The sequence below is a fragment of the Dyadobacter jiangsuensis genome, assembly GCF_003014695.1.
GTDB classification, from domain to species: Bacteria; Bacteroidota; Bacteroidia; order Cytophagales; family Spirosomataceae; genus Dyadobacter; species Dyadobacter jiangsuensis.
In genome coordinates this window covers 625,279-651,573 of sequence record NZ_PYAS01000002.1, presented here as the reverse complement: position 1 = coordinate 651,573, position 26,295 = coordinate 625,279, and the positions used below count along the sequence as shown (strand labels likewise).

General features: G+C 52.0%; 18 protein-coding genes. 3 read left to right on the top strand and 15 right to left on the bottom strand.

Annotated features, from left to right (window positions below; translation table 11 throughout):
• Positions 1 to 215: 215 nt before the first annotated feature.
• The 10 genes from CLV60_RS06045 to CLV60_RS06000 form a co-directional block, all read right to left on the bottom strand.
• A complete protein-coding gene (locus CLV60_RS06045) occupies positions 216 to 1,952 on the bottom strand; it encodes a hypothetical protein (RefSeq protein ID WP_106594449.1) in 1,737 nt (578 codons plus the stop codon).
• Positions 1,953 to 2,106: 154 nt separating this feature from the next.
• Positions 2,107 to 3,876 carry a RagB/SusD family nutrient uptake outer membrane protein gene (locus tag CLV60_RS06040; protein ID WP_106594448.1) on the bottom strand — a complete coding sequence of 590 codons (1,770 nt, stop codon included), beginning with the start codon at positions 3,874 to 3,876 and terminating at the stop codon, positions 2,107 to 2,109.
• Between the two features lie 15 nt (positions 3,877 to 3,891).
• Positions 3,892 to 6,999: a SusC/RagA family TonB-linked outer membrane protein gene (locus CLV60_RS06035; protein WP_170118715.1), complete on the bottom strand. Its 3,108-nt coding sequence runs from the start codon at positions 6,997 to 6,999 to the stop codon at positions 3,892 to 3,894.
• A 30-nt stretch (positions 7,000 to 7,029) separates the two neighbouring features.
• Complete coding sequence (locus tag CLV60_RS06030) at positions 7,030 to 8,922, bottom strand: RagB/SusD family nutrient uptake outer membrane protein (RefSeq protein WP_211302194.1); 1,893 nt, start codon at positions 8,920 to 8,922, stop codon at positions 7,030 to 7,032.
• Positions 8,923 to 8,940: 18 nt separating this feature from the next.
• Positions 8,941 to 12,441 (bottom strand): TonB-dependent receptor, encoded by a 3,501-nt coding sequence (locus CLV60_RS06025; protein WP_211302193.1) that lies wholly within the window; start codon positions 12,439 to 12,441, stop codon positions 8,941 to 8,943.
• 21 nt (positions 12,442 to 12,462) lie between these two features.
• Positions 12,463 to 13,545, bottom strand: coding sequence for a FecR family protein (locus tag CLV60_RS06020; protein WP_106594445.1), 1,083 nt, complete (start codon positions 13,543 to 13,545; stop codon positions 12,463 to 12,465).
• A gap of 86 nt (positions 13,546 to 13,631) precedes the next feature.
• Positions 13,632 to 14,231 (bottom strand): RNA polymerase sigma factor, encoded by a 600-nt coding sequence (locus tag CLV60_RS06015; RefSeq protein ID WP_170118714.1) that lies wholly within the window; start codon positions 14,229 to 14,231, stop codon positions 13,632 to 13,634.
• A 119-nt stretch (positions 14,232 to 14,350) separates the two neighbouring features.
• The gene (locus CLV60_RS06010) at positions 14,351 to 15,589 is read right to left on the bottom strand and encodes a DUF6786 family protein (protein ID WP_106594443.1); all 1,239 of its coding nucleotides are present in this window, start codon (positions 15,587 to 15,589) and stop codon (positions 14,351 to 14,353) included.
• A 2-nt stretch (positions 15,590 to 15,591) separates the two neighbouring features.
• Positions 15,592 to 16,674 (bottom strand): L-rhamnose/proton symporter RhaT, encoded by a 1,083-nt coding sequence (gene rhaT / locus CLV60_RS06005; protein WP_106594442.1) that lies wholly within the window; start codon positions 16,672 to 16,674, stop codon positions 15,592 to 15,594.
• A gap of 86 nt (positions 16,675 to 16,760) precedes the next feature.
• Complete coding sequence (locus CLV60_RS06000; RefSeq protein ID WP_106594441.1) at positions 16,761 to 19,028, bottom strand: FG-GAP-like repeat-containing protein; 2,268 nt, start codon at positions 19,026 to 19,028, stop codon at positions 16,761 to 16,763.
• 98 nt (positions 19,029 to 19,126) lie between these two features.
• Between CLV60_RS06000 and CLV60_RS05995 the strand changes: the two genes are divergently transcribed.
• The 3 genes from CLV60_RS05995 to CLV60_RS05985 all read left to right on the top strand — a co-directional run bounded on the left by CLV60_RS05995 (position 19,127) and on the right by CLV60_RS05985 (position 21,901).
• Positions 19,127 to 20,434: a UDP-N-acetylmuramoyl-tripeptide--D-alanyl-D-alanine ligase gene (locus tag CLV60_RS05995; protein WP_106594440.1), complete on the top strand. Its 1,308-nt coding sequence runs from the start codon at positions 19,127 to 19,129 to the stop codon at positions 20,432 to 20,434.
• Positions 20,435 to 20,650: 216 nt separating this feature from the next.
• On the top strand, positions 20,651 to 21,202 hold the full coding sequence (locus tag CLV60_RS05990; protein WP_106594439.1) for a peroxiredoxin: 552 nt from the start codon (positions 20,651 to 20,653) through the stop codon (positions 21,200 to 21,202).
• Positions 21,203 to 21,310: 108 nt separating this feature from the next.
• Entirely contained in the window at positions 21,311 to 21,901 is a 591-nt protein-coding gene (locus tag CLV60_RS05985) for a carboxymuconolactone decarboxylase family protein (RefSeq protein ID WP_106594438.1), read from the top strand.
• 128 nt (positions 21,902 to 22,029) lie between these two features.
• On the opposite strand, the gene CLV60_RS05980 is transcribed toward CLV60_RS05985, so the two are convergent.
• The 5 genes from CLV60_RS05980 to CLV60_RS05960 form a co-directional block, all read right to left on the bottom strand.
• Entirely contained in the window at positions 22,030 to 22,854 is an 825-nt protein-coding gene (locus CLV60_RS05980; RefSeq protein WP_106594437.1) for a TapB family protein, read from the bottom strand.
• Positions 22,855 to 22,878: 24 nt separating this feature from the next.
• On the bottom strand, positions 22,879 to 23,202 hold the full coding sequence (locus CLV60_RS05975; RefSeq protein WP_106594436.1) for a hypothetical protein: 324 nt from the start codon (positions 23,200 to 23,202) through the stop codon (positions 22,879 to 22,881).
• A 9-nt stretch (positions 23,203 to 23,211) separates the two neighbouring features.
• Positions 23,212 to 23,943 carry a DUF8737 domain-containing protein gene (locus CLV60_RS05970; protein ID WP_106594435.1) on the bottom strand — a complete coding sequence of 244 codons (732 nt, stop codon included), beginning with the start codon at positions 23,941 to 23,943 and terminating at the stop codon, positions 23,212 to 23,214.
• A gap of 9 nt (positions 23,944 to 23,952) precedes the next feature.
• On the bottom strand, positions 23,953 to 25,422 hold the full coding sequence (locus CLV60_RS05965; RefSeq protein ID WP_106594434.1) for a PKD domain-containing protein: 1,470 nt from the start codon (positions 25,420 to 25,422) through the stop codon (positions 23,953 to 23,955).
• Positions 25,423 to 25,571: 149 nt separating this feature from the next.
• Positions 25,572 to 26,294 carry a LytR/AlgR family response regulator transcription factor gene (locus tag CLV60_RS05960; protein ID WP_106594433.1) on the bottom strand — a complete coding sequence of 241 codons (723 nt, stop codon included), beginning with the start codon at positions 26,292 to 26,294 and terminating at the stop codon, positions 25,572 to 25,574.
• Position 26,295 lies beyond the last annotated feature (1 nt).

The following is a 26,295-nucleotide window of genomic DNA, read 5'->3' as shown; positions in this document are numbered from 1 at the left end:
GCACCTTTGGCTGAATTCTGATTCGCCGTTCTACAAATCTTGCGGTGCGCTGCACCTTCGCTGAATTCTGATTCGCCGTTCTACAAATCTTGCGGTGCGCTGCACCGACCGTTGCAACTTTCCCGAATGTAAAGGGGCAGAGCCCCGCAATACTTGTAGATTGAAATGGCATATGAAATTCAGGTGCATCGCACCGCAAGAAATCATTAATAAAATCATTGATTTGCTATAAAATTAAATCTCCCTCCCGGCGCTACATCCCCATTGACGTACCAATCGAGCGGGTTGCCATCCTCCTGCATATTGTCCGACCATTTGAATTCCAGATTTAGGGGGATTTTCAAATTCGCCAGGTAGCCTTTTGGAATAATTACCATCATACGGTTACCCTGTACTTGATAGGCCACTTTCTTCACATCGTGCCAGTTGCCGGCGCGGTATTGCTGTAAAGTGTTACCCGCCACAATTCGGTAGTCATAACCTTTCCAGCCGGTATTCGGCCGACGGTCGGTGTCGAGATAGAGGCGCATCCAATTGTCGCCGGAGTTAGGGGTTATTTCAGCGGTAGTCTGGGCGTAGAAATAGAGGTTTTTGGCATCTTGCACCACTTTTAACTGGTCAAAATCATTCCGGCCTGTTTTGTTCACGTACGTATGCGCGGGCTCGGTTTGCGCGCCCGGATGGTTACGCGCCTGCGTGTCGCCGGTGTAGTCGTGGTAGGTGAGCGCCACGTCATTCCAATCTTCGAGCGTTTTGATGGTTTTGGCAGGCCCCAATGCCGCATTAGCTTCCACACCTTTGTAACGGCGGACATTACTTACGAGCTGCATATAGTAATGATCTTTCAAACCAGCCGTCAGCGAGGGCTCGATATCGCGGCTGTATTCGGGGCTGGCCTGGTCGCAGAACCATGAGTGCTCCGGGTTCTTGTCGTGGCTCGGGAATTTACCGGCGATCCATTCATTCCAGCCTGTTACATATATAAATGGTGTGTTTTGTTTAATGGCGTAATCCCATTGCTCTTGCACATTGTAACCATAAGCGATGTCCTTTTTGGGATCGCCGTGCGAGCCGTTACGATAGCTGCGACCCCAGTTATCCATATTACCGTAAAACGCCGAGCCCCCCATTCCTGCCGTCGGGTTCGGATGCTGAGCCACGGAGATGTTGATGATTTCCCCCTCACCTTTTGTATTATAATGTACTTTCTGCGGACGCGTGAAAGAAATCCACGGCCAGCCATTCACTTTCTGTTTTTCGGTAGGCCACTGCGACTCGCGGAATGTAAAAAAGGGCTCGAAATTTTTGCCTTTGGCTTCACTGCTAATGCCGATGATCAGCGGCTTGCCGTCGAGCAGGTACCAGCAATCGGGATGTCGATAGGGAGCACCTTCCTTGTAAAACATATCATAGGCTTCCTGCATGGTTTCCCCGGATTGTGTGTTGGTATAAAACACAATTTTAGGTGCGTTACGCCCCTGCGCGCGCACGGCGTCCATGGCTTTCATGAGCACGTCGGCCTGTTTGGGATAAGTAAGCCGGTTGGTAGCATCGATAACCAGGAAATCCACCCCGGCATCCGTGAGCAGCTGAATGCTGCGGAGGTGTACCCAATAATCATCGGCCTTATAATATCCGTAAATAGGCTGTCCCCAGTAATACATCCCCACATTATGCTTCGGGTCGCCGCCCCAGCTGGGGTGATCGAAATCTTCAAGCACTTCGGGGTGCCTGGAAACAATTTCATTAAGGTCCCAGGCTTTGGCCGGGGCCACATCATGCCATAAAAAATAGAACATGCCTACCTGCCGGTTGGCTTTCGGATTGCCCACCGCGTCGTTTTGCGGCAATGTACGCCCAAGGTCGTCCGTACCGGCAAGCGGCTGCGCCAGCACGGTACGGGTCATGGCTGCCAGAATAATGAGGAAAGATAGCGTTATGTGTTTTTGCATTGATGTAAGCCTTTTGGTGAACGTCTGAGACATTACTGCGGCGTCTGGTATTATGACCATCTTAGACCGCCGACCACTGACGGCCGACGGCCGGAGGCTTTATGAATGAGCCCTACCCATCGGCGGTCCGCGGTCGGTGGTCGGCCTTCAGTGGTCAATCCAGCCAGCCGGGATTTTGCCAGTCGCTGCCCGAGAGGCCGATGATCTTGTCTACCTCGCTCTGGTCGATCGGGTACATGAGGTATTTATCCGAAAATGCATTGCGGTTCTGGAATTTAAAACGCTTGTAGACAAAGTTGGAACCGTTTTTCGTAATGCGCATGCCCGTCACGAAACGATCGGTCTGGTCGAGGATTTTCCAGCGGCGCACGTCGAAAAAGCGGTGTTCTTCAAACGCCAGCTCAATGCGGCGCTCATTACGGTACTTCTTCTCAAATGCCTCCTTGGTCATGCCCAGCGGAAAGCCCGGCATCCCGGCACGGGTGCGCACGGCGTTCACCGCGTCGCGGGCCGACATGGAGAATGCACCCGACTTCACAGCCACATCCGGCCCGGCCGACTGGTAAGCCGATTCCGCGAAATTCAGGTATAGCTCCGCCAGCCTCAGCAAACGCACTGCGCCATCGGCATCATTATTCTGTCCCGAGCGGAAGTTGTTGAATTTCCTCAAATAGTAGCCCGTGCGGGTATGTTTCCGGTTGATATCCGAAATCTCCTCGGCACCGCCTGCAAAAGTTTCCACTTTCCTGCCATTCGGCTGATCCAGGTTACGGACAGCGCCATTGTAATAAATAGAAGCATAAAAACGCGGGTCACGGCCTGCATAAGGATCATCTTCCTTATACCCTGATTTCGCATTGACGATCGGAACCGTCCGGCTATCGTCGGAATAACCGGTAACAGGCGCTTCGCCGTTCGCCATTTCGTAGGCGTCCACCAGGTCCTGGGTCGGGCACGGGCCGGTACGCTCCATACCCGCGTTGGTAGGCATGCCCGCGTAGCGCCACACCTGCATTTTATCGCCCACGTGGTAAATGGTTTCCTTGTCGGTAGCGCGCTGGTCGTTGGAACTGGTAAAGAAAAACAGTGCGTAGGCATTCTGGGCAATGTTGGCCGCCGGTTTCTCATCGAACAGGCGATAGCCATTGGCGAGGCATTGCGCCAGTGCCTCCGCATTGATCTCCGTCGCCTTCGCCCAGGTGTAAGTCCCGTCGCTCCACAATGGGGAAGCCGCATAGGTCACTGCCTGGCTTTTGATAGCATAGGCCACCGCCCGCGTCATAATGCCATATTGGTTGTCGTAAATCTCCCAAGGCAGTCCTTCGCGGGTGGCCGGGTACGACAATGCTTTGTCACAATCCGACAAAATGAATGTCACCACTTCTGAAAACTTCGCGCGTTTGTCAGTCGAAAAGTCGTGGTCGATGCCCAACGGCTTGTCAAAAATCGGTACGCCGCCGTAGCGTTTGATCAGTTGCAGGTAATACAATGCCCGGAGCGTGTACGCCTGCGCTGTCCAGGCATTCTTTTCCCCCTCGCTCGCATACACGGGGGCAGTTTTGATGTTCTCAATAAATACATTGCATTTACGGATGCCTTCGTACAAATCTCCCCACGGGCTTTTGTCGGCGGAATTCTGGGCGTAGGTATTGGAAGTCACATTGCCGCCATACCACACGATGTAGCGTGAGCCGGGCGTAATGTCGTCGGCGTCCTGGGCTTCATCGGTGAATGACGCGCGATCCATGTAGGGTTTGGGCACGAAACCGTAGCACGAATTGAGGTAGCCGCGCGTCCGGTTGTAATCACTGAAAACCTGGTCCATGGTAATACGACCGTCGGTGGGCAGGTCGAGCTGCTCGTTGCAACCGGCCAGCAGGCCCGCAATCGCCGAAGTGAGCAGAAGTAGTTTATATTTTTTCATATCCAAAAACCTGATTTAGAAAGTCACACTGATACCCGCATTGTAGACCCGGTACACCGGAAAGGCCAGGTAGCCATTGCCTTCGGGACCGAAATCGCCGGATTTCATTTTGTCCCAGGTAATGAGGTTCTGCCCGCTTACCAGCACACGCAGTTTATCCGCCCGGATCAATTTGGAGACGGAAAGCGGCAGCGTGTAGGAAAGCTCCACGTTTTTGAGCCGCACATACGAGCGGTCGTACAGGTAGTAATCGCTTGCCTCGTGGTTCACGGTCCGCGCCAGCGACAATGCGGGCGAAGTGATGTTCTCTCCCGCCGCATAGCGCTCGGCCGTCCACGCATTGCGGTGCAGCGAGCCGAACACGCCGTCGTAATCGGTTTCGAAAACGCCGGTTCCGCCGTAAATGGTCGAATAATTCCCAACGCCCTGGAAGAGTACGCTCAGGTCAAAATTCTTATAGGTAATGCCTGCGGAAATGCCGTAAATCGCGCTGGGGAGCGTACCGGTGCCGATCGGCGCCTTGTCGCGCTCGTCGATCTTACCGTCGGCATTGAGGTCCTGGTATTTCAAATCACCGGGCCGCGGCGTTCCGAAACTATATGCGAGCTTGCTGTTATCGATTTCCTGCTGCGAGTTAAAAAAACCGTTGCCATTGCTGTAATCCACCCGGTAGCCGAATGCCTGCCCGAATGCATAACCTTCTTCCCACTTACGATAGGCATAATCCTCGGTTTTACGTGCCTCATTCCAGCTGATAATCTTGTTTTTCGCATAGCTCAGCATCAGCCCCGCGTGAACGGAAATGTCTTTATTAAACCTTTTGACATAACTTACATTGATATCCACGCCCTTGTTTTCGAAAATTCCCGCATTGATTTTAGGATAATTTTCTAATGGAATACCCTGATAAAGCGGGATCGTCGACAGCGCCCCGACTACCATGTTGTCCATCCGTTCTTTGAACACATCCACCGAAACCGTGAGCGCATTCAGCAAACCGATATCAATACCGAAGTTCTGCTTTTTGGAAACCTCCGCGCGGATATTCGGATTACCCACTTGTCCTTCTTCCACCAGATATTGCAGGGAACCGATCGGCCCGCCACCCTTGACGGTCACATTATCGAGATAGGCAAAGCGCATCAGCCCGCTTTGGTCATTGGCGGTTTTGCCGTAGGAAGCACGGAGTTTCAGGTTGGTCAGGAACGCATTGTTCTTCAAAAACGGCTCGTTGGACACCACCCACGCCGCCGAAACCGCCGGCGTGCTCGTATATCGCACATTCCGGGCATATTGCTCCGAGCCCGAATAGCCGAGGTCGAGCTTCAACAGGTAACGGTTATCAAATCCGTAAGAAACCTCAAACCCGGAGCTTACGCGATTGTAAGGCAGCAAGTTGGGCGATGAATTATCGGCTTTCGTCAGGTTTTGATAAAACATATAAGCCATTCCGCCCACCCGGTGCCGACCGAAATCACGTTTATAGTTCATCGCGATGTTGTAGGTGAGGTGGTAATAGTAGGAATGTGACTTGGAATAGGCTAGCGGCGTGTTATTCTGTGCCCCTTTTTTGGTAAATGCCAATGCAGAGTCACTGGTTTGCACCCATCGCTCATATTCCTGCTTGGTGGAGAGGCTGCCTACGGAATTGGTCTGGTAAGCCATGGTACCCGTCAGGTTGAGGCCTTTGGTGAGAAAACCCATGTCGAGGTCGAGACCGAATTGAGACACGATATTGGTGACGGTATGCCTCGTGTAGCCCGTGCGGTTGAGCATGCCATAGGTAGGCGACTCTACACGCTCGGTCGTAATCACTTTTCCTCCGGCGTCGAGCACTTCGCCCGATGCGCTGGTTACCTCCGGCGTTACCGGGCCATACACGGTCGGCGGAATCTGGAAAATGCTTTTGTACACATCTGCATTGCTCGCGCCGCCAGGGGTGCGCTCGCGCTTCACGTTACCCGCGAGGCGGATGAATGCTTTCAGATACCGGTTCAGGCTCATATCGATATTCGAGCGGTAATTGACCCAGATATTATTCGCATTCGGATCGTAGCGCGGCTGGTCGGTTTTAAAATAGCCTCCCTGGTGCATGAAGTTGATATTCGAGAAAAACTGGACTTTATCATTACCGCCCGTCACGTTCACGCTCGCCCGCTGCATGGCCGCGAAGTTTTTGAGATAGCGGTCATACCAGTTGTTATTGGGATACAAATCGCGGTTTTCCCCCGAGCGGTAGCCATCGATTTGTTGCTGACTGAACAGGTAATTCGCGCCCAGGCCATCGTTGAATGCGGCCTGGTTACGCATTTCGGCGTATTCGGCGGCATTATAAAAAGCGGGCTTCGTGGTGACCTGCTGCATGGATTGGTCGAAGCGTGTTTTGATTTGCAAAGGACCTCTTCGGCCCCGTTTCGTGGTAATCACCAAAAGGCCATTCGCACCCTGAATACCGTACAATACCTGCGTGGAAGCATCTTTCAGTACGGTAATGGACTCGATTTCATTGGCGGTAATGTATTCCAACGTCTGGTTACTGTTGTAGGCATTGATAATGCCGTCGATGATGACCAGCGGGCCATTGGTGCGCGCTGCGGAAAGGCCTCGAATCGAAAGGTTTGTCGTGGCGCGGGAAAGCTCCGAGAATGCTTCTTGCGTCATCAGGCCGGAAAGCCGGCCCGCGAGCGTCTGAGTGAGATTGGCGACGGGCGATTTTTCCAGTTCCTCCCCTTTCACGGTCGATACCGCCCCCGAGAGTTCGCTGCGGAGCTGGGAGGTATAACCAAGCTGCACCACCTCATCTTTCAAATGCGCATCCCATTTCAGGCGCACGTCGATTTCCTGCTTTTCCGAAAGGGCTACTTTCTCGTTGCCGTAGCCGTATAGCGAGAACACCAGCACCCGGCTGCCGTCGTCGACGGTCATGGTAAATTCACCTTTGATATTGGTAGAGGTTCCGTTTTTGCCGTTTTCGGAAAGGATGGTCACGCCTGCAAGCGGCTGGCCGTACTCGTTCAGCACCGTACCCGCCACCGACCCGGCAAGCTCCTGCGCGTAAAGCGGCACACCTGCCAGCAGGCAAGCCAGTGCCACAGTTAATTTCGATTTGATATAATGTATCATATTCTTGGATCTAGTCTTTGAAGCCATTGATTACCAACCTGCATTTTGCCAGTCGGCCCCGGTAATGGAGCGAAGGCGGTTTGCTTCGTTCAGCGGAATGGGTACCCACAGAAACTTGTTGGTGTAGTTCTTGCGTTCGGTCGCGCGGACGGTCCTGCGGGCGTATGCGAAGGAACCGTCGGCATTGCGGCTAATTTCCATGGCAGTTACCCAGCGGTCCGTTTTCGACAGATCATCGGTTGGCTTCGACCAGCGGCGGAGATCGAAATAGCGATTTTCCTCCATGGCCAGCTCCACCCGTCTTTCCGCGTGAACGCGTTTGATCAGATCCGCTTTCGAAAGCGAGGCAGGTAATGCAGGCATTCCTGCCCGGGCGCGGATTTCGTTCACGGCCTTGGCGGCATCGGCCAGCTGACCGGCCTCTGCGGCGGCCTCCGCAAAATTGAGAATTACCTCGCCCAGGCGGAAGAGCTTCCAGTTGGCACCGGCAATGGGATTGTCCCCGCCCGAGTTGGGGTGCAGGAACTTCCGTTCGTAGTAGCCGGTTCGGGTAGCCTTGCGCGTGCTCGGGTGAATGCCCGTTTGCGGCTCGTTTTTATAAGTAGCTATCACACGGGTTCGGTTACCGATCGGTGCAGGGTAGTTTTCGAACGATTCCGGCGCTTCGGCAAAATTCCACATCGCTTTTCTCTTCGAGCCATTGTAATAAATAGAGGCATAAAAGCGCGGGTCGCGTTTGGCATAGGGGTTTTTCGGATCGTAGGTTTTGTTGGCGGTGTTATAATTCGGCTGTAAATGCTGGTCGTCGAGGTAGGGCTTGTCCAGGTCGAGCACGGGCTGACCGTCGGCCGTTTCGTAAGCATCCACGAGCTCCTGCGTGGGGCAAGTGCCCGATTTGTAGCCGTCCTGCGAGCCTATTCCATCGATATTCCAGATATTCCCCTGGTTCTCGCGGCTCTGGAAAATCGTTTCACGATCCACAGGATTGGGCGCATACTTCATAGTTTGGGTGAAATACTCGTTATAGAGCGCCGTTTTCTCGTTCTTGTCGGGTCCGAGGAATGCTACATCCGACAAATAGGTCTGCGGCAGATTCACTTTGTTATACAGCTCATAGCCGTTGGTCCGCAGGTTTTCCAGCGAAGTTTTATTCACCTGATAGGCTTCCTGCCAGTAGTCCTTCCCTGCATTATTCAACGGGCTCGCCGCGAAAAGGATCATTTTAGACTTGATCGCCTCGGCCATCGCCTTGTGCACCCGGCCGCCTTCACTGTCGGTGGTAATACGCCAGGGCAGTTCGGCAGTGCCTAATGCCACGTCGCAATCTTCCATGATAAACTTGACCACTTCGTAATAACCGGCTTTGGTAACATTCGAAAAGTCTTGCTGAAAGTCATACGGCTCACGCTCGATCGGCAGCACGGCGCCGAACCATTTCAGCAGTTCGGAATAATAATAGGCCCGGAGCAAATGCGCCTCGGCTTTCCAGCGGGCGCGGTCGGCCGGGTTACGGACGGTGGCCTTGTCGATGCGGCTGATGAACAGCGTACAATTGCGAATGGCGTTCCAGTAGCGGGCCCAGTACTCGCCATTGCCGGCATCCGCGCTGATGTTGGTGATCGGGTGGTTGCCGGCGGAAGCATCGCCGTTGTACATCCGTCCCGACATAATCCACGATTCGGCCTCCGCGTCGGTATCCCAGCTCTCGTCGCTCCAATTCACCGGCCCGCGGCTCCAAAAGAAGTAGCGCGTGCCTTTGACGGGAATATTGGCATAGCAGCTGTTCAGAAATGCGCCGGTTTTGTCGTTGTCCGCGAAAATCTCGTCCATTGTCAGCTTGCCATCCGGGGCCATGTCCAGTACGTCCTTGCAGGAGGTGACCATGAGCATCGCCAGTATCAATGCATATCGTAAAGCTTTCATTTTCATATTGCGGCGCTGTTAGAAAGTGATATTCAAACCGAAATTGGCCATTTTGGTAACGGGGTAACCGAGCGAAGCATCGTTCTCGGGGTCGAGGTGGCCCATTTTCAAATGCGCCCAGGTGAAGTAGTTCTGCGCGCTCACGTACACCCGCATTTTGCTCACGCCTACGGCCTTCAATACGCCCGCAGGCAGCGTGTAGCCGAGTACCAGGTTTTTCAGGCGCGTGAAAGAGCGGTTCATCACGAAAAAGTCGTTCGCGGTGTGGTTGGTATTGCTGTGGGTGCTGAGGGCCGGATAAGTGATCTTCTCGCCGGCGGCATACCGTTCAGGTGTCCAGGCGGTTTTGTGGTAATCGAAATAGGTTCCCCGGATAATGTACTCATACACGCCCTGCTGGGAATAGTTACTGGAATACTTACCTACCCCTTGAAGGAATGTCGTAAGATCGAAGCCCTTGTATTCGAAAGTGAGCGAGAGGCCGTAGATCACACGTGGAATGTTGGAATAGCCGATCGGCGCCTGGTCCTTGTCGTCGATCACGCCATCCTTGTTCAGGTCGATGTATTTGAAATCACCTATCCTCGGTTCACCGAAACCATAAGTGGTGGTTTTGAGGTAGCTATCCAGCTCTTCTTTGGAATTGAAATATCCGTTTCCATTGCTATAATCGATTTTATAACCCCACGACTGATTGAGCGAAAAGCCCGTGGAACGATAGCGGTAAGCATAACTTTCGTCCCGCACCGACTCGTCGAGGAACTTCACGGTATTGCGGTTGTAGCCGTAATTTCCGGAAATCATGATTTTAAAATCTTTCGAAAGCGCCTTGTTGTAGGACAATTCCAGTTCAAAACCTTTGTTATCCACCAATCCCATATTCACTTTCGGGATATTGCCCAGCGGCACGCCCTGAAACTCCGGCACTGTTCCCCGGGAGATCAGGATATTGCTGCGGCGCTCTTTGAATACATCCACTGAGAGATTGAGGTCCCGCAAAATCTGCAAATCGAGGCCATAGTTTTGCTTTTTGGCGATTTCCCAGGTGATATTCGGATTGCCGAGCAACCCTTGGTTGATTGTCTGCCCCAACCCCAGGCTACCCAACGGCCCGTCGCCGCCAAGCGTAATGTTGCTCTGGTAAAGAAACCGCGCACTCCCCATTTTGTCATTTCCCACTTTGCCATAGGAAGCCCGCAATTTCAGATTGGTGATATAGCGGTTGTTTTTGAGAAAATTCTCATTGCTGATGATCCAGCCGGCCGAAAATGCAGGAAAGAAGCCGTAACGATGCCCCGGAGCAAACTGCTCGGAGCCATTGTAGCCCATATTGACCTCCGCCAGATAGCGCTCGTCGTAACCATAAGTAGCTCTGGCAGCCACACCTAATACATTGAATGGGATTTCACCGCCGGTGGATTCCCAGGTATCGCGCTGGCCGAGGATCATGCCCGTCACGTCGTGCTTGCCGAAAGCCCGGGCGTAGTTAATGGAGCCCTGCACATTGATATTGTAGCGCGAATCGGCGCCTTTCGTGAGCGTCAGCAGCGATTCGTCGGAGCGTTTCACGGCATAGCTCAGTTTGTCGTTCACCATATCCACCTCGGCCAGGTAAAGCCTTTCGGATTTTTTGCCCTGCATGGCCGTGGTGGCCTTGGAATCGTATGAAAGCATTCCTTTCAGGCTCAAACCTTTTGTGACCACATTACTCAAATCCCATTCGGCACCGAACGACGCATTCAGGTTCGAGCGGACTTCGTTGCGTGCTCCCATGCGGTTCATGATCTCGAATGCGGAACGGTCCATATAACCCGGATCCACAATCTGGCCGGGAGCCACGCCGAAGCCGTCGATGGTCGTGGGGCCGGGCGTAATGGGTAATATCGTTTGCGCCTGGTAAATGAGGTCGCTCATCATCCAGCCGGTATCACTGTTGCCGTAGAGCCACGCGGCAGGCATATTCACCTGCTCAATGTAGCTGCCGATGTTCAGGAACGATTTCAATGAGTTGGTAACCTTGTAATCGAGGTTCGCGCGGAAGTTGTAGCGATCCATTTTGGCAGCGGGGTCATAGCCCAGGACCGATTTCGGTTCGGTATTGAGATTACCTCCCTGGTGCAAATAGCCGCCATTCACGAAATAGGAAACCTTGTCGGTGCCGCCGGTTACGTTCATGTTCACGCGTGTTTGCGGCGCGTAACGGGAAATGTATTCGCGGTAATAGTCGTGGTCGGGATACATATATTTCCGCACCATCGCCTTTCTGGCATAGTCCGGGTCGCTCGGATCGAGTCCGGCTAACGGATTGGCATATTTCGCCATAACCTCTTCGGAAAAAGGTAAAGGTGTAATGCCATCGTTTTTGGAAGCCTCGTTACGCAGGGCCATGTATTCGAGCGAATGCAGGCGCTCGGGTTCCCGTGTGAAGGATGTGAAGCTTTGCTCGGCGTTGATCGTCAGCTCATTCTTGCCTGCGCTGCCGCGCTTGGTGGTGATCAGGATTACCCCGTTGGCTCCCCTCACGCCGAAAACGGCCGTCGCGGAAGCATCTTTCAAAATGGATACAGAGGCTACCTCGTTGGCGTCGAGCGTGCGGATGTTGTCGCGCGGCACACCGTCGATGAGGATCAGCGGGCTGCGGCCGTTGGTCGTGGCTGCGCCGCGGAGGTACATCGTGGCGTCATCGCGTCCCGGCTGGCCCCCACCCGATTGAATGGAGGTCAGGCCCGGTAAGCGTCCCGACAAAGAATTGGCCAAGCTTGCTGATGAACTCTGCTGCAGTACTTCCGACGTGACCGACGATACCGAGCCGGTCACTGATACCTTTTTCTGCTCGCCAAAACCTACCACGACAACTTCCTCCAATGCTTTTTCATCGACTTTCAGGGTAACGTCCAGGTTCGCCGCATTGCCGATGCGGATTTCCTGGCTGATATAACCCACAAAACTGAATATCACAATATCCTTATCCTCGGGCACGGAAAGCTGATAAATGCCCTCGATATTGGTGGAAGTACCCACCGTTGTTCCTTTCACCACCACACTCGCACCGGGAATGGGCTCTCCCTTTTCGTCAAGCACTTTGCCCGTAATATCCCGGTCGGCCTGTGCTCCCGGGATGCTATTTTCGAAGGTTTCTGTTTTCAAAGACGTTTTCTTCTCCGCCGCTTTACGCAGGAGAATGGTCTTTTTGGATACCTTGTATTCGATGCCCAGCGGGCCAAGCAGCGTTTCCAGCACGGTATCCAGGCGTTGGTTCTGGTAATCGAGCGTTACTTTTCGTTCGGCGTGGATTACCTCGGCGCTATAAATGAACCGGACCTTGGTCTGGCCTTCTATTTTTTCAAGCACTTTTTCCATATCCATATCGGTAACGGATATTGATATACGCTGACTCAAAATCTCCTGTGCACGCAGGTCTTTCGCCAGCGAGAGCTGCGCACAGAGCATCCAGAGCAAACACGGGACAATGCTGATTTTCATGATCTGCCAAATGATCTCCTTGTAATGTTTTCCCATAAGTAAAAAGGTTAAGTAATGCTATTCGCAGCCTTCCGAGGCGACTACCACCTCGTTGCCTTGTGCCTGGTAACGCGCATTGACGACCGTACAAATCAAGTCGAGCTTTTCGTGCACGGGCTCGTCACCGAGCCGGGCCGTGAGCGTACAATGCGCAATGGCGCGCGCGTCAAACTGAATGCGGATTCCGTATGTTGTTTCCAGCTCGGCAAACACCTCGGCCAGGGGCGTTCGTTTGAATTCGAAATTCTGACTTTCCGCCGGCAGATTGAGCAGGACCGGCTTCTGTACTGTTTTCGTAACCATATTCAGGCTTTTTCGATTGAAAGTAACCTGCTCGTTCGGTTTCAAAATCAGCTTTTTACCGGCATTAACCTCGCTTTTTCCGTCCTCTTCCAGCGCCGACACTTCCACTACCCCCGTTTTTACGACCAGCTGCACATCCTCCTCATCGTCATTGGCCTTGATACTGAAACTTGTGCCTTTGACCTTCGTTACCATCGAGCCAGCGTACACTAGAAACGGCTTCTCCGGGTTTTTCACTACTTCAAAAAATGCTTCGCCTCGCAGCCTGACTTCCCGGCGATCGGCTGCAAATGCGGCCGGATAGCTGATCCTGGCGTGTTTTTTCAGGATTACCGAACTACCGTCGGGCAGGGTTACGAGCTGTATGGCGTTGGTTTCGTTGTGAATTTCCAACTGCCCCGGCTGGTCGCCATCGCCGAGACCGGCTACCAACGATTGCAGGTTTTGAAGGTTTTCTTTTTCCCTGAATAATGCGGTGGCAATACCTAACGTCAGCAGCAGCACAGCCGCTATTTTAAGCCAATTACTTCTCCACCAAGGCAATGCGCGCAGCTTTTCTTCCGGAATAGCATTCAGGATCTCGCTCACACGCGCCTTCACTTCCGAATCGGGCAACGCGTCGAGCTCGCCGCGAACAGCCAACAATAGCTCGCGGGCTTGCTCGATATTAGAAAGCTGGCCGGGATTGTCCTGGATAAATTCTTTCCAAAATGCATCCTGCTCGCCATGATAGACCCAGCGCTGAAATGCCGGATCGTCGAGCCAATCCTTCACCTGGAAATAACTATAATTATTCATGGATTTTCTTTAACTATTTGCTTTGATACGATGAGTAGCAAGGCTGCAAATAGTACCCATGAGTTTCAAAAAAATTTCAGATTTTTTCAGTGCCAGGCAATTTCTGAGCATAATGCGAGGAAAATAGTGGCGTGCTGCCAGTATTCGCGCAATTTCTGGATGCCGTATTGCAGGTAATTCGCCACGGCCTGTCGTTGCAGCCCCATTACGGTCGCGATTTCTTCGTAGGACAGGTTTTCGTAATATTTGAGGTAGAGGGCTTCTTTCTGGCGTTTGGGCAATGCGTCAATGGCTTGTTTCAGGCGGTGGCTCGTAAGCTGGTCCGTTTCCTGAATGATCCAGTCCGATTCGGGTGAAATGTCGTCCTGCACGTCGTCGTCGCGGATGTCGGAGAAAACCGATTGCCTGCGGATGCGGCGGATGAGATTGTTCCTTAACGATTGGAAGAGGTAGGGCTTAATAGCCGCGATGTAGGAGAGCGTCTCACGTTTTTCCCAGATTTCGAGAAAAAGGTCCTGCAAGCAATCCTTGATCAGGTCGCCGTCGGGCGTGAAACGTGTGCCGTAGTGGTAAAGCGCGGCATAGTTCAGCTCGGTGAGCTCACCGAACGCACTTTTATCCCCTGCACAAAACTGCTGCCAGCGTGTGATCAGATAGGTTTCTGGTGAACGTTCTGAATTTTTCACAGGATCAGGAATAGTCAGCGGTCTGAAATACGCTCCTTGATGTCGGGGAAACTCCCTTCATCGATACGTAAATATCTGTACTGACTATTCCTCAACTATCCTGCCCTGTCATGTTTTATTTAAAAAATTTCTCCGATTTGGTCAATATTTACTCCAAGCACCTTTTGCGCGATGGCATTCAACGCTGCTTTGTCGCCCTCGAAGTGGAACGTGCTCTGCCTGTGCTTAATGGCTTCGCCTTCTTTCAACGCCTTCACCGATGAGTTCGATTCGAGCTCATAGAACGGCCCCATTTGCGTACCGTCGGCCAGTTTACCGTCGTTGTAGGCATTTAAAGCATCGCCATTGTAAGGATCTTTGTGTAGCTCCCAGGTCGATTTCATGTATTGGCCTTGGGGGTCGAGATCGTATTGAATGATGGTGAGCATGCCTTTTTCGGCATCATAGCTCCCGGCCACATTTCGGGCCGATTTCGGGGCGATACCAATTTTGCTGCGGTGTTTGCCGTCGGCTTTGAGGAACAACACCGAGTCTTTGACAACGAGCCTGTCGGCCGGTATCTGTCCAAAATAATCGTCGGTAATGAGCGGCTTTGCGGATAATGCTTTCGAAAAGGGCGCGATGATGGTCGTCTGGTCCGACGGCCGGAACATCCCCAGCAGCCAGATACCCAGCATTCCCGTTTCAGGCTTCCAGGTTTCGTCCTGATTGGTCACGACATTGGTGGAACGGTACGCCACCGCTTTGACGCCGCTTAATGCAGGCAAATCGAGGAGGTTGGCAATATCTTCCTTTGTCAGCATCTGAATTTTCCGGCTGATGTCGATCACGAACATTTTGCCCGAATAGTTCTCGATCATCGCATTGATCTGGAATTTCACCGAATGCGCATCCGATTCGACCACTTTATAGGCAACCGTATCGATCAGCGCCGGCGTCTGCCAGTTTTCGAAATCGAAGCTTTGTCCTTTTTTGAAATACACCGAAAACTGCCCGCCCTCGGGAGAAAGCCAGAAACGCTCTTCTCCACCAAAACCATTCATATGCGGCTGGTGCTGGCCGCTTTCGATGAGCTTGTAGTTGATCCAGCCATAGCTGTTTCCGCCATCGCCATTGGCCGTACTGGTCATCACCCGGCCCTGATATGCCGGAATAATGATAGCTTGTGCCTCTGCATTATCTGGCGCAGCGAGCACGACAGCTTCTTTATATTTCTTCAAAAATGCCAGGTCGTAGCCGAAAGTACCGGCTGCCTGTGTTTGCTGTGTTTCCAATTTTTTCTGATCACTTTTATGGTCCGACGAACAGCCCGTAGCCGCCACCATCATCACCAAAACGGCAGTATAATGCGCTTTCATGGCTATTCCTTCAAATAGTTACCATAACCGACGATCAGCACCGAGAGCACGATCACCAGGATACCGATGATGATCGAGGAAATGGTCTTTTTAGATACGCCTTTCCACTCTTTCAGGACTAGTCCCCACGAGTTGGCTACCAGGATAATGAACGCCATGTGGAGGATCCACGAGCTCGGCCCATTGCCTAACTTGCTCTCGCCCATGCCGTAAAAGAAGAATTGCAGGAACCACGTCGTACCGGCCAATGCGGAAAAAATATAGTTCGAAAGCAGCGGCGTGGATGAATCGGTATAGTTGCCGAAGGTTTTGTTGCGTGCATTGAGAAGCATACACCAGATGAAATTCGTAGTAAGCCCGCCCCAGAGGATCACGACGTAAGTGACATTGTTTTGGAATAAAAACTCGCCCTGCCCCGGATTGGCCGCTTTCCAGATCTCGTTCGCCTCCTGCGCCATGATCTTGCCGGCGTCGATCCCGAATGCGAAACAGGCGCTGAGAATACCCGAAATAATCGATACTGTGAGCCCAAGGCCGATTTTGAACTCGGTATTATCTGCTGCTACGTGGCCGGTTTTGCGCAAATCGGCGTCTTTCATCGCGCCCGCCTTACCACAGATCACGATACCGATCACACAAACGAGCAAGCCGATAAGCACCCATTGCCCCCAGGCATTGCTGAAAAGCATTGAAATGGTATCCTTGCCCGGCTGCGGGTTGAATTCGTAGTAAACCGAGGGGATCAATGCGCCGAAGACTGAGCAAAGCCCGAGGATAATCGAGCTCCCGAGCGCGACACCCAAGTAGCGCACGCCCAGCCCGTAGGTAAGGCCGCCTATGCCCCAGAGCACGCCGAAGAAATAGGTCAGGAAGAGAATGCCGCCGTTGGTGTGGGCGATGATTTCGGTGTAACCGGGGATTGTGAGATAAGCCGCGAGCGGCGGAACGATCAGCCAGGAGAAAAGCCCTCCGACGATCCAGTAAGACTCCCAGGCCCAGCCTTTGACCTGCTTGTAAGGAATATAAAAACTGCCGGAGGCGAAGCCACCGATGAAATGGAAGATAACACCCAGAAGAGCTTGCATGAATATTTTTTGGATTTTATCATGTAAGAGCGTTCTTCCGGGTATCTACTGGCAAGCCAGGTAAGTCTTTAAAATTGATGGGACACTCAATCGCCCACAACAACCTTCCTGACAACCCGGCTGTTACCGGCTTTCAGTTCCACCAGATACAACCCTGCGGGCCATTGCGCAGTCGATATTTGCTGAGGTTCGTTGGCTCTGATGCTGCGGTTCCGAAGCATGCGCACACCGCCCGCAGTAAGTACATCGAAAGTACCCGTTTTGGAAGATTGAATCCTGAAATAATCGACCGATGGATTGGGAAAAACCTTTACCTCCGCAGGATCGCCCGGTTCTACCCCCGTAATGGAAACGGGTAAAATGTTGGTCAGCAACCGCACGCCACCGGCATTGTTCCCAATCGCCACGTCCGGCTTTTTATCGCCATTCAAATCGGCAACGGCCAGCGAAAGGTAGTTCCCCAGGTACGGATTACCTGCCTTGCCGTTCACGCTGATGATGGAACTGGCGCGGTCGGTCCATTTGCCCCAGTCGGCATTATTGAAGACACGAATCGTGCCGGTGTGATCCACCGTCGCGAGGTCGGGCTTGCCGTCGAGGTCGAAATCCGCCACGGCTACCTGCGAGAAGCGGCCTGCGAAATTGATGCCCACACCGGCGAAGGAGTCGGTTTCGAGCTTGAACGTATACTGCTTGCTGCTGCCGGTATTGGTATAGTAGTAAATATTGCCCTGCGTTTTCCCTATGAGCATGTCGAGATCGCCATCGCCGTCGGCATCGTAGAAATAGGGTGAATCGCCGATTTGCAGATCTGATGGCAATGCAATGGTGACGGCATCGGCGAGGTTCAGCTGCGCAGCACCGCCATTTGTACCTTTGTTGGGTATATAGCGGTATTCAAGTTTCAGGGTGGAAGAAGCCGTGGCTGCAAAACCGAGGTCGGGAACACCATCTCCATTAAAATCGGCCCACTGAGGTTTAATGTTATAAACCGAAAGTTTCGGGAGCAGTTCGAGATAATCCTGCGACTCGAATGTAAAATTCGGCTCCGTAGCCGTTCCGGTGTTTTTCAAAAGCCAGAAACTTCCCTTGAATCCGCCCGCATAAGGCATTCCGCCCGTACCGATGAGCATATCGAGGTCGCCGTCTCCGTCAATATCAAAAAAGGACGGCACGGCATTCTCGCCGACGTCGATCATCTGATCCTGCAAAAAATTTTTCCGCACCAGTTTGAAAACAGGTTTATCGCTTGTGCCTTCATTGTGGTAGTACCAGCCCGAGGATTTGAAATCGGTCATATTCGCATCGTTGGCCGGAATACTCGGCGCGATGAGTAAATCTTTGACGCCATCGAAATCCACATCTTCGTAAAAACCAGCAGGGAAAATATGCAGCGCTACCGGATCTACCGCCGGATAACTGTTGCTGAAACCTGTAAAGTTGGCGATAATGCCTTTGACGGAGTTCGGCAGGAATGAAATATGGTCGTTACTCACGTGGCCGGCGAGGAGGTCTTTGCTACCATCGCCATTCAGGTCGTGGAGGAGGATCGAGTTCCCCGCGTGCCGGATCCCCATGGGCGAGGCCTCCCGCTTCGAAGGATCCGTTACCACGCCGCAATCCACCCCGACTACGAAATCTTCGGCATCGCCTTTGTGAAAATTCCCCCAGCAATCGCCATTGCGCTGAAAAACCGGGCTTGCCTGCGTACCAAGACTGTCGCGCACGCCGAATTTCTCGACACTCAGATTCTGGTGGAGTTCAATGTAATTTCCTGAAAAATCGAAGGTTAGCAGGTCGAGGTCGCCGTCGTCGTCGATATCGGTAATGGCCGGTATATCGGTACCGGACACCTGCATATTGATATTACCCGAGAAGCCTTTGGTATACAAAACATCACGCATTTTTTTCCACGACCAGGCATTGCCCGTTTTGACCTGCTGATAAACCACAATACCCAGTGACGTGCTCGCGAAAAGGTCTTTCAGGCCATCGCCGTTGTAGTCGGCGAGGATCATCCAGTTATCCACCTGCGGGAATAGCGTTTCGTAGTACGGCGCATGGATGAAGGTCTTTTTACCCGCATTCACTGGATCGGGTGCTGCCACGAAAGTAGTAACCTTGCTGTTGGTACGATCGTAAACGACCAGGTCCTCATCGGCGTCGTTATTCAGATGCATTTTCAGGAACTGCGACGCATTGAGGCCCCCGCCCCAGGGATTCGTCATTTTCACGCCGCCGGACGTTACGCTTGCGAGCGTATCGAGCTTGAACCAGGCTTGCTGGGCCAGCAGTTGGGAAGGGTTGCAAAAGCAGATGAGGCAGAGAATAAAGGAGGTAAATTTGGTTCGCATCGTTGAGGAATAATCTATTAGTTTTGCAGGTTTCCGGCTTAGTTTGTCCTAAACCTAACGAAATAAGCCTGCATTACTTTATAACGATCGGTCAATTCATGTATACTTCCATAGAAACACTTTACGATATCTTCCGCAAGGGCGCCAAAGTTTCCACCGACACCCGTCAGATCACCGAGGGCTGCATTTTCTTCGCATTGAAAGGCGATAAATTCGATGGTAACCAGTACGCCGCGGAAGCATTGCAAAAAGGTGCGGCCTATGCCGTAGTCGACGACGCGAACGTGGCTGTCAGTGATCGTTTTTTGCTGTTCGAAGACGGCCTTACCGCCTTGCAGGACCTGGCTCGGCACCACCGCAAGACCTTCGAATTCCCGGTGGTTGCATTGACCGGCTCGAATGGCAAAACCACCACCAAGGAGCTGATCGCAAAAGTGCTTTCGATGAAGTTCAACACCTACGCTACGCGCGGGAACCTGAACAACCACATTGGCGTGCCGCTCACGATCCTGAGCATCGACGCTGCGAAGCATGAAATGGCGGTGATCGAAATGGGTGCTAACCACCAGCAGGAGATTGCCTTGCTCGCCAGCATCGCCCAGCCTACCCACGGGCTCATTACCAACATCGGCAAGGCGCATTTGGAAGGCTTTGGAGGCGTTGCAGGCATTATCAAAGGCAAGGGCGAGTTGTTCGACTACCTTTCCAAAAAGAAAGGGACCGTGTTTGTGAACTCCACGCAGGATGTGATCATGGACATGGTGAGCAAGCGCCGGGCATTTGGTGAGATCGTATTCTATTGCTCCGAAAACAGCCCGGTGAACCCGACGCTGGTCGAAGAGAATCCGAACGTCGTTTTCAGCAACCGCGGCAAGACCGTGACTACACATCTACCGGGAAGGTACAATTTCGATAACATCTGCGCCGCGCTGGCCGTCGGGAAGCATTTCGGTGTGGAGGATGCGGATGCCTATGAGGCCGTTGCGACGTACGAGCCCGACAACAACCGCTCACAGATCGTCAAAAAAGGTTCGAATACGGTGATTATGGACGCTTACAATGCGAATCCGTCGTCGATGGCGGCTGCCGTGGCGAACTTCGCACGCATGGAGGCGCCGCGCAAGATTCTCATTCTGGGCGATATGTTCGAGCTGGGCGAAGCCGCGCCGGAGGAACATTTGGCCTTGGGAAAACAAATCGCCGGTGAGAAGTTCGACGTCGTAATACTTGCAGGAAAACTCATGCAGCACGCGCTGCCCGCATTGCCAAAAGCGTACTATTTTCCCGATAAATTCTCGCTGCACAACTGGATTATGGATAATCCGCAAGAAAATACATATTTCCTCATCAAGGGCTCTCGCGGGATGTCGCTGGAAACGGTACTTAGCGTGATGCCCGATAAATAATTTATAATTACAGTTATTATTAGTATAATTATATTGCAGAAATTGATGGCAATATAAATACCATCTATAATAACTCCGTTCCTATAAATAAAACTAAATTCATTTGATTAAATCAACTCTTTCCTGGCATAGTACCAGGCCAGGGTTTGTCCCATGTACTCACCGTTCGTAGTTTTGTAACACCAAAAAATACAATTTATAAACAAACGAGCAATCATGGCTAATAGACTGTTATCAGTGGGATCGGTTTTCCCGGAATTCAAAAAGACATCCGTAGTATCGCTTGAAAAAGGAAACGAATTCTACGATATTACCTCAGAAGACCACAAAAACGCTGAGAAATGGATGGTAATGTTCTGGTGGCCAAAAGACTTCACTTTTGTGTGCCCTACCGAGATTGCAGAATTCAACAAACACACTGGAGACTTCGCTGACCGTGACACGATCCTGATCGGTGCTTCTACCGACAGCGAATACGTGCACCTGGCATGGCGCAAAAACCACGACGACCTGCGCGACCTGCAATTCCCGATGCTGGCCGATACTTCTAAATCTTTGGCAGAAGAGCTGGGTATCCTCGAAGCAAACGAGAAAATCGCTTACCGCGTAACTTACATCGTGGATCCACAAGGTATCATCCGTTGGGTATCTGTAAACGACCTTTCAGTAGGCCGTAACGTACCGGAAGTATTGCGCGTACTCGATGCGTTGCAAACCGACGAACTTTGCCCTTGCAACTGGCAAAAAGGCGAAGCGACTATCGCCTAATCAGTCAATCCAAAGCAGTTCACAGCGGTAAGTCATTCGTACGCCGGTTCTGTGAACTGCTTTTTTACCACCCACGGGAAAGCCTTCCCGACCAAAATTCAAACCAACATGTATCCATTTGCAGCCACAGGGAACACGAAAGAGTCCCTGTATAAAGAGGTCAATTTGCCTGCGGAATTCGAAAGCGTGCTGATCAACAAGCTCGCAGCGCTTGACCACCGTTACCTCAAAGATCTGAAAATCAATGTAGGTAATGTTTTGAAATCACAGACATTGAACCGCAAGGAAGCATTGCTGCTCGCATTGTCGGTGGCAGTGAACGAAAAGAATGCGGCGCTGATCGCGGCCCTGGAAGAGCTCGCGGCGCAGGAAGGTGCGGACGAGAAGGAAATCGCGGAGGTAACAGCCTGTGTTTCATTGATGAATGCGAACAACGTGTTCTACCGTTTCCGCCACTTCATGCACAAGGAGTTTTACGATAATGCACCTGCGGGCATCAAAATGAGCATTATGGTGAACCCCGTGCTTGGCAAGGAGTTCTTCGAATTGCTGAGCCTCGTCGTATCGGCATTGAACGGCTGCGAAATGTGCGTGACTTCGCACGAGCAATCGGTGCTGAACCACGGCGGCACTCAGGCGCGTATATTCGATGCAGTTAGGCTCGGAGCGATTTTCAAGAGCTTTTCTGTTTTGATATAAAACAAAACTAGCCAGGTCTTTAAGATCTGGCTAGTCCCAAATTATCCATCCTATTTCTCTATTGTTTCTCTTTTTTGAATGCCGCGGTTCGCACGTCAGCATGCACGAAGGCCGCGTTAAATCCTGCGTTACTCTACTTTACGCAGTTCCGTTGTAGAAGAGCCATCCTCCCCTTTCTCGATCGTTTTGACGATACCTACGCCCGGAGCAGTCCAAAGCGTCACCTGAATGGTTTCCGTAGAGATTTCCGGAGCAGTCACCTCTGTTTCAAACTTGGTATAAACATCGTACGAATATTCCCATTTGGTGCATTTGAATTCGCCCGCCGGGGTGGTGATTGATTCTTCGGCCACCGCCTTGCCATTTTTGTTGGTCATGCGGGCTTCCAGTTTACCCAGCACCGAACCTTCGTCGCCGACAGGGATTTCAAGCTCCATAAGTACCTTGATCGGGTCCCCCTGGAACGTAAGTGCGCTGTTGACCTTACCATTGTTTTCCAGGAATTGATACTGCGGGAAGCCGGTCACCTCGAATTTTGAAATATAGGCGATGTCGTTGATCTGGTTTTGAAGCTCTTTGAGCACAACGGGATATGGCAGCACATTGGTGGTGGTACCGCCCTTGGCATATGCCTTGGACAAGTATGTTCTTTGTTCTTCGTTTTCACGAACGAAATTTTCGATCGTATGAACGGTCAGTCCGGCCGAATCTTTGGTACTTGCTACCTTGGTGATAATGTCGCCGGTTTCACCGTCCGAGTCGGTGATCTTGTAGCTGTAAGTCTTGCCTTTCGTAGGGATAAATACTTTCTCGGTTTCGCCGCCGTCCCCGCCGTCGGGCTTTGGATCGTCGTCGTCTTTACAAGCAGTAAACGACATGGCCAGAACGGCCAGGGCCAATGCCGATTTGGCAAATCGGCTGATGACCATTGAGGGTGCAATTTTAGTTTTCATGGCAAATTTCAGATTATTTAGATTTCAATTGATTTCATAAAGCTTGATGGCCGACTGGCCTGTCGTGTCCTTTTCCAGCTCCTTCCGAAGCTTTGCATTCAGGTATTTTCTTACCGAGAGCTTCCGGATGTCGAGCACCTCCTGCTCCGTCGTTTCCGACACCAGGTGATTGCTATGGGCGTAATACCTGACGACCGTCGATTTCTTATCCGGAGCAGTTTCCGCCACCCAAAACCCCCTTTCGGGAAATGGCTGCCGGGCAGAGCGGGTACCCTTGCTCACAGCCTGATACTGGAGGCCCGCTGCGACCAGGAAGCCTGCCAACAGATATTGTGTGATGCTATTCATGACAACATTTCATTTCAACTGAAAAAAATGATTGATCACCGCCCGGCCTGAGCTCATAAACTTCGGCTCCTGCCAATGCGCTTTCACGAGGTTGCGTATCACGACCATGTGCGCGCACAGGAGGATCGGCATCACTACGCCGGGCAAAAGCACAAACGGAAACTGCAATAACAGCACATTAGGCTGGTCGAGACCGATCGACTGGAACACGAACGGTACAGACAATACGGCACGAAACATTTCATTGAGCAGCAATCCCAGGCACAGGAAGTTCCAGAGCACCATCAGCCGCCATTTCATTCCGCTGCGCATCACACCGATGTAGTAAATGCAAGGCGTCGAAAGTCCGGCCAGGATATCGGGGTTACCGCCGCTGAAAGTCATTTCGTGCGGCACCATTTTGTCGATGAACGCCCAATACAGCACCACCTCCACAGGAGCCCTCACCACGTGGATCATCGTGAGCAGGTCAACGTTCATGCGGTCGATGAGCGCTTTCCCGGACCCACTCAGAAAGAGCCAGGCCATCAGGAGAGCGGGTGGGACCACCAGTAATAGCAGCCTTGGGAAAATGGTAACTTTGAAATATCCCGCCAGGGCGGTCCCGCATTGTATCGCTATCCAGAGGGCGACCAGTGCGGCGAAGAGCCGGGAGCCTCTCACAGCCTGGTGGAAGGTAAATACCACCAGGAGTGTGATCAGGCCGAATATGATACTGGTACAATACGTGGAACTGTCCATTACAACTCCCTACTCTTTCAGCAGCTTCGCTTGTGCGTTGTCTTTGAAAGTATTCACGGTTTCTACGTCGGCATTGACAGTGCCCTGGTAGTTGACGAAGATTCCGTAACCGCCGCTGTTGGAGATCACCGATTTCTTGATCGTCATGCGCGACTGACCACCGTAGATCGCGATGTTGGCTTTCTTACCCGATACGATCGCGATGTTGCCGCCGCCGGATACCTCCGCATTTTCGATCACGTTCTTGTCGCTGGTAGAGAAGCATAGCAACCCTTTCCAGTAAGCGGCTGTGTTCTCAGCGCCGCGGATGATGATTTTGTTGGTTTCGGTACCCACTGCATTGAAATAGCCATCCTCGATGGTGATGAAGCCTGCGCGGCCTACTTCGATGATCACGCCTGGCAAAAGCTTCCAGTTGGCGTCCGAAGCGATATTTTCAAGAATGCGGTAAGGGGTTTTGTCTTTGAATCCTTTCCAAACCACTTCTGTCGTAGTGTTTTTAGGCAGCGACGACCCGAAGATCTCAACCACATTGCGGCCATTGCCGTTGGTGAATTTGGAATCCGTATCCAGGTTCTTCACGTTTTCGGCGCCCATCAGGATGCCCGCTTCGGTATTGTCTTTAAAATTGTTCTTTTCAAATGAGCCCAGGATCACTGAATATTCGAGATACAAGCCATAGCCCGCATTCTGTTCGAAAAGACAGTTTTTGATATTTACTTCCGCACGACCCGCTCCGAGAACCGCCATACCGGCTTTGGTAGTGGCGTAAAGCGGCTTGCTGCCCGCGTGCATTACCTGCACGTATTCGAGGGTATTCGCGCTGCTTGACGAGCGGAATACGATACCTGCCCAGAAACCTTTGGTAGTTTCCTTACCGATAAAACGGATCGGTTTCGCTGAATCGCCTTTCGCGAGCAATACACCACCGCCGTCGTTGATTTCGATGCGGGTATCCCGTGCAAACGCGATCACCACGCCCGGTTTGATTTCGAGCTCCGCATTCACCGACACGTTCGCATTCACGATGTAATCAGGAATAGCCGGGTTGTTGATACGGTCGGTCAAAGTGAGTTTAGTGCGGATGTTGGCGTCGATCACGATTGGTTCAATGACCGTCGCGGTAATCACGACTTTGTCTTTGCTCTGGCCGTTCGCATTGCTGACGGTCAGCTCCACTTCGTACTCACCGGGAAGATCGGCCGTGAAAGCAGGTTTCGCAGTGGTCGCCGAAGCGAGGTTGGCGGCACTACCGGCCGGCTTTTTGCTGAATGCCCAGCTGAATTCGAAAGGCTTACCCTCGCTGTCGCTGGAAGCGCTACCGTCGAGGTTCACAACAGAGCCTGCATTTACATTCTGGTCCGCGCCTGCTTTGGCGGTCAATGTGTTGGATGGTTTTACATCTTCGTCCTCCTTGCAGCTACCCAGCAACAGGGCAAAGGACAAGGCTGCCCAAAGAATTCTTCTTGTTTTTAACATGGCTAATAATCCAAATGATTTAAATGAATTTCACTTCCATTTTTCAATGGCGGTGCAATGTTAAACCGATTTGGTGAGCCTGGGAAGGGTTAGGGAAGGGCTGTCGATCAACAGCGGGTTTTGTCGACAAACGCCATTTGCAGTGCCATTTAAAAGGTCAGCTTGAAGCGGCGCTGACAGTCATTACGGAAGTTACGGCCAATAGGCAACTCTTTTCCCGCGATTTCGAGCTTGTGGGAATGATAGCTCTCAACCTTGTCCACCGACACGATGAAAGACCGGTGAATGCGGATGAAACCATCCTCGGGCAGCAGTTCTTCCAACAGGCTGATTTTCTGTTTGGAGATGAGGGCTTTGTCTTTCAAAACGACCTTGATATAGTCACGCAAACTTTCGATCCAGTAAATATCGTTGACGTTCACCTTCACCATTTTGCGATCTACTTTTAAATACAAAAACACATCCTGGCTGGCCGGCGCAGCCTTTTGCGCGACGGAAACAGATTGATTGGAAATGTTCAAACCCGTAAACACCTTATCCATCGCCCGCAGGAAACGTTCGAATGGAATGGGTTTCAAAAGGTAATCCACCGCATTGAGGTCGAAACCTTCGACGGCGTAGTCCTGATAGGCCGTGGTAAAAACGACTTTTGGCGGATTTTTAAGGCTTCTGAGCAGGTCGGTCCCTTTCAGGCCGGGCATTTTCACGTCGAGGAACATCAGGTCGATCTTTTGCTGCTGCAATACCTGAAACGCCTGGATCGCATCCTGGCAGCGTGCCGCGACCTCTATTTCCGTAAAATTGGCGAGGTAGTTGTCCAGTACTTCAATCGCGTGGGGTTCGTCGTCCACCAGAATGGCTTTCAGCTTCATA

Coding starts and splice junctions, on each gene's coding strand:
- CLV60_RS06045 (WP_106594449.1), bottom strand. CDS start 1,952: ATGCAAAAACACATAACGCTATCTTTCCTCATTATTCTGGCAGCCATG.
- CLV60_RS06040 (WP_106594448.1), bottom strand. CDS start 3,876: ATGAAAAAATATAAACTACTTCTGCTCACTTCGGCGATTGCGGGCCTG.
- CLV60_RS06035 (WP_170118715.1), bottom strand. CDS start 6,999: ATGATACATTATATCAAATCGAAATTAACTGTGGCACTGGCTTGCCTG.
- CLV60_RS06030 (WP_211302194.1), bottom strand. CDS start 8,922: ATGAAAGCTTTACGATATGCATTGATACTGGCGATGCTCATGGTCACC.
- CLV60_RS06025 (WP_211302193.1), bottom strand. CDS start 12,441: ATGGGAAAACATTACAAGGAGATCATTTGGCAGATCATGAAAATCAGC.
- CLV60_RS06020 (WP_106594445.1), bottom strand. CDS start 13,545: ATGAATAATTATAGTTATTTCCAGGTGAAGGATTGGCTCGACGATCCG.
- CLV60_RS06010 (WP_106594443.1), bottom strand. CDS start 15,589: ATGAAAGCGCATTATACTGCCGTTTTGGTGATGATGGTGGCGGCTACG.
- rhaT (WP_106594442.1), bottom strand. CDS start 16,674: ATGCAAGCTCTTCTGGGTGTTATCTTCCATTTCATCGGTGGCTTCGCC.
- CLV60_RS06000 (WP_106594441.1), bottom strand. CDS start 19,028: ATGCGAACCAAATTTACCTCCTTTATTCTCTGCCTCATCTGCTTTTGC.
- CLV60_RS05995 (WP_106594440.1), top strand. CDS start 19,127: ATGTATACTTCCATAGAAACACTTTACGATATCTTCCGCAAGGGCGCC.
- CLV60_RS05990 (WP_106594439.1), top strand. CDS start 20,651: ATGGCTAATAGACTGTTATCAGTGGGATCGGTTTTCCCGGAATTCAAA.
- CLV60_RS05985 (WP_106594438.1), top strand. CDS start 21,311: ATGTATCCATTTGCAGCCACAGGGAACACGAAAGAGTCCCTGTATAAA.
- CLV60_RS05980 (WP_106594437.1), bottom strand. CDS start 22,854: ATGAAAACTAAAATTGCACCCTCAATGGTCATCAGCCGATTTGCCAAA.
- CLV60_RS05975 (WP_106594436.1), bottom strand. CDS start 23,202: ATGAATAGCATCACACAATATCTGTTGGCAGGCTTCCTGGTCGCAGCG.
- CLV60_RS05970 (WP_106594435.1), bottom strand. CDS start 23,943: ATGGACAGTTCCACGTATTGTACCAGTATCATATTCGGCCTGATCACA.
- CLV60_RS05965 (WP_106594434.1), bottom strand. CDS start 25,422: ATGTTAAAAACAAGAAGAATTCTTTGGGCAGCCTTGTCCTTTGCCCTG.
- CLV60_RS05960 (WP_106594433.1), bottom strand. CDS start 26,294: ATGAAGCTGAAAGCCATTCTGGTGGACGACGAACCCCACGCGATTGAA.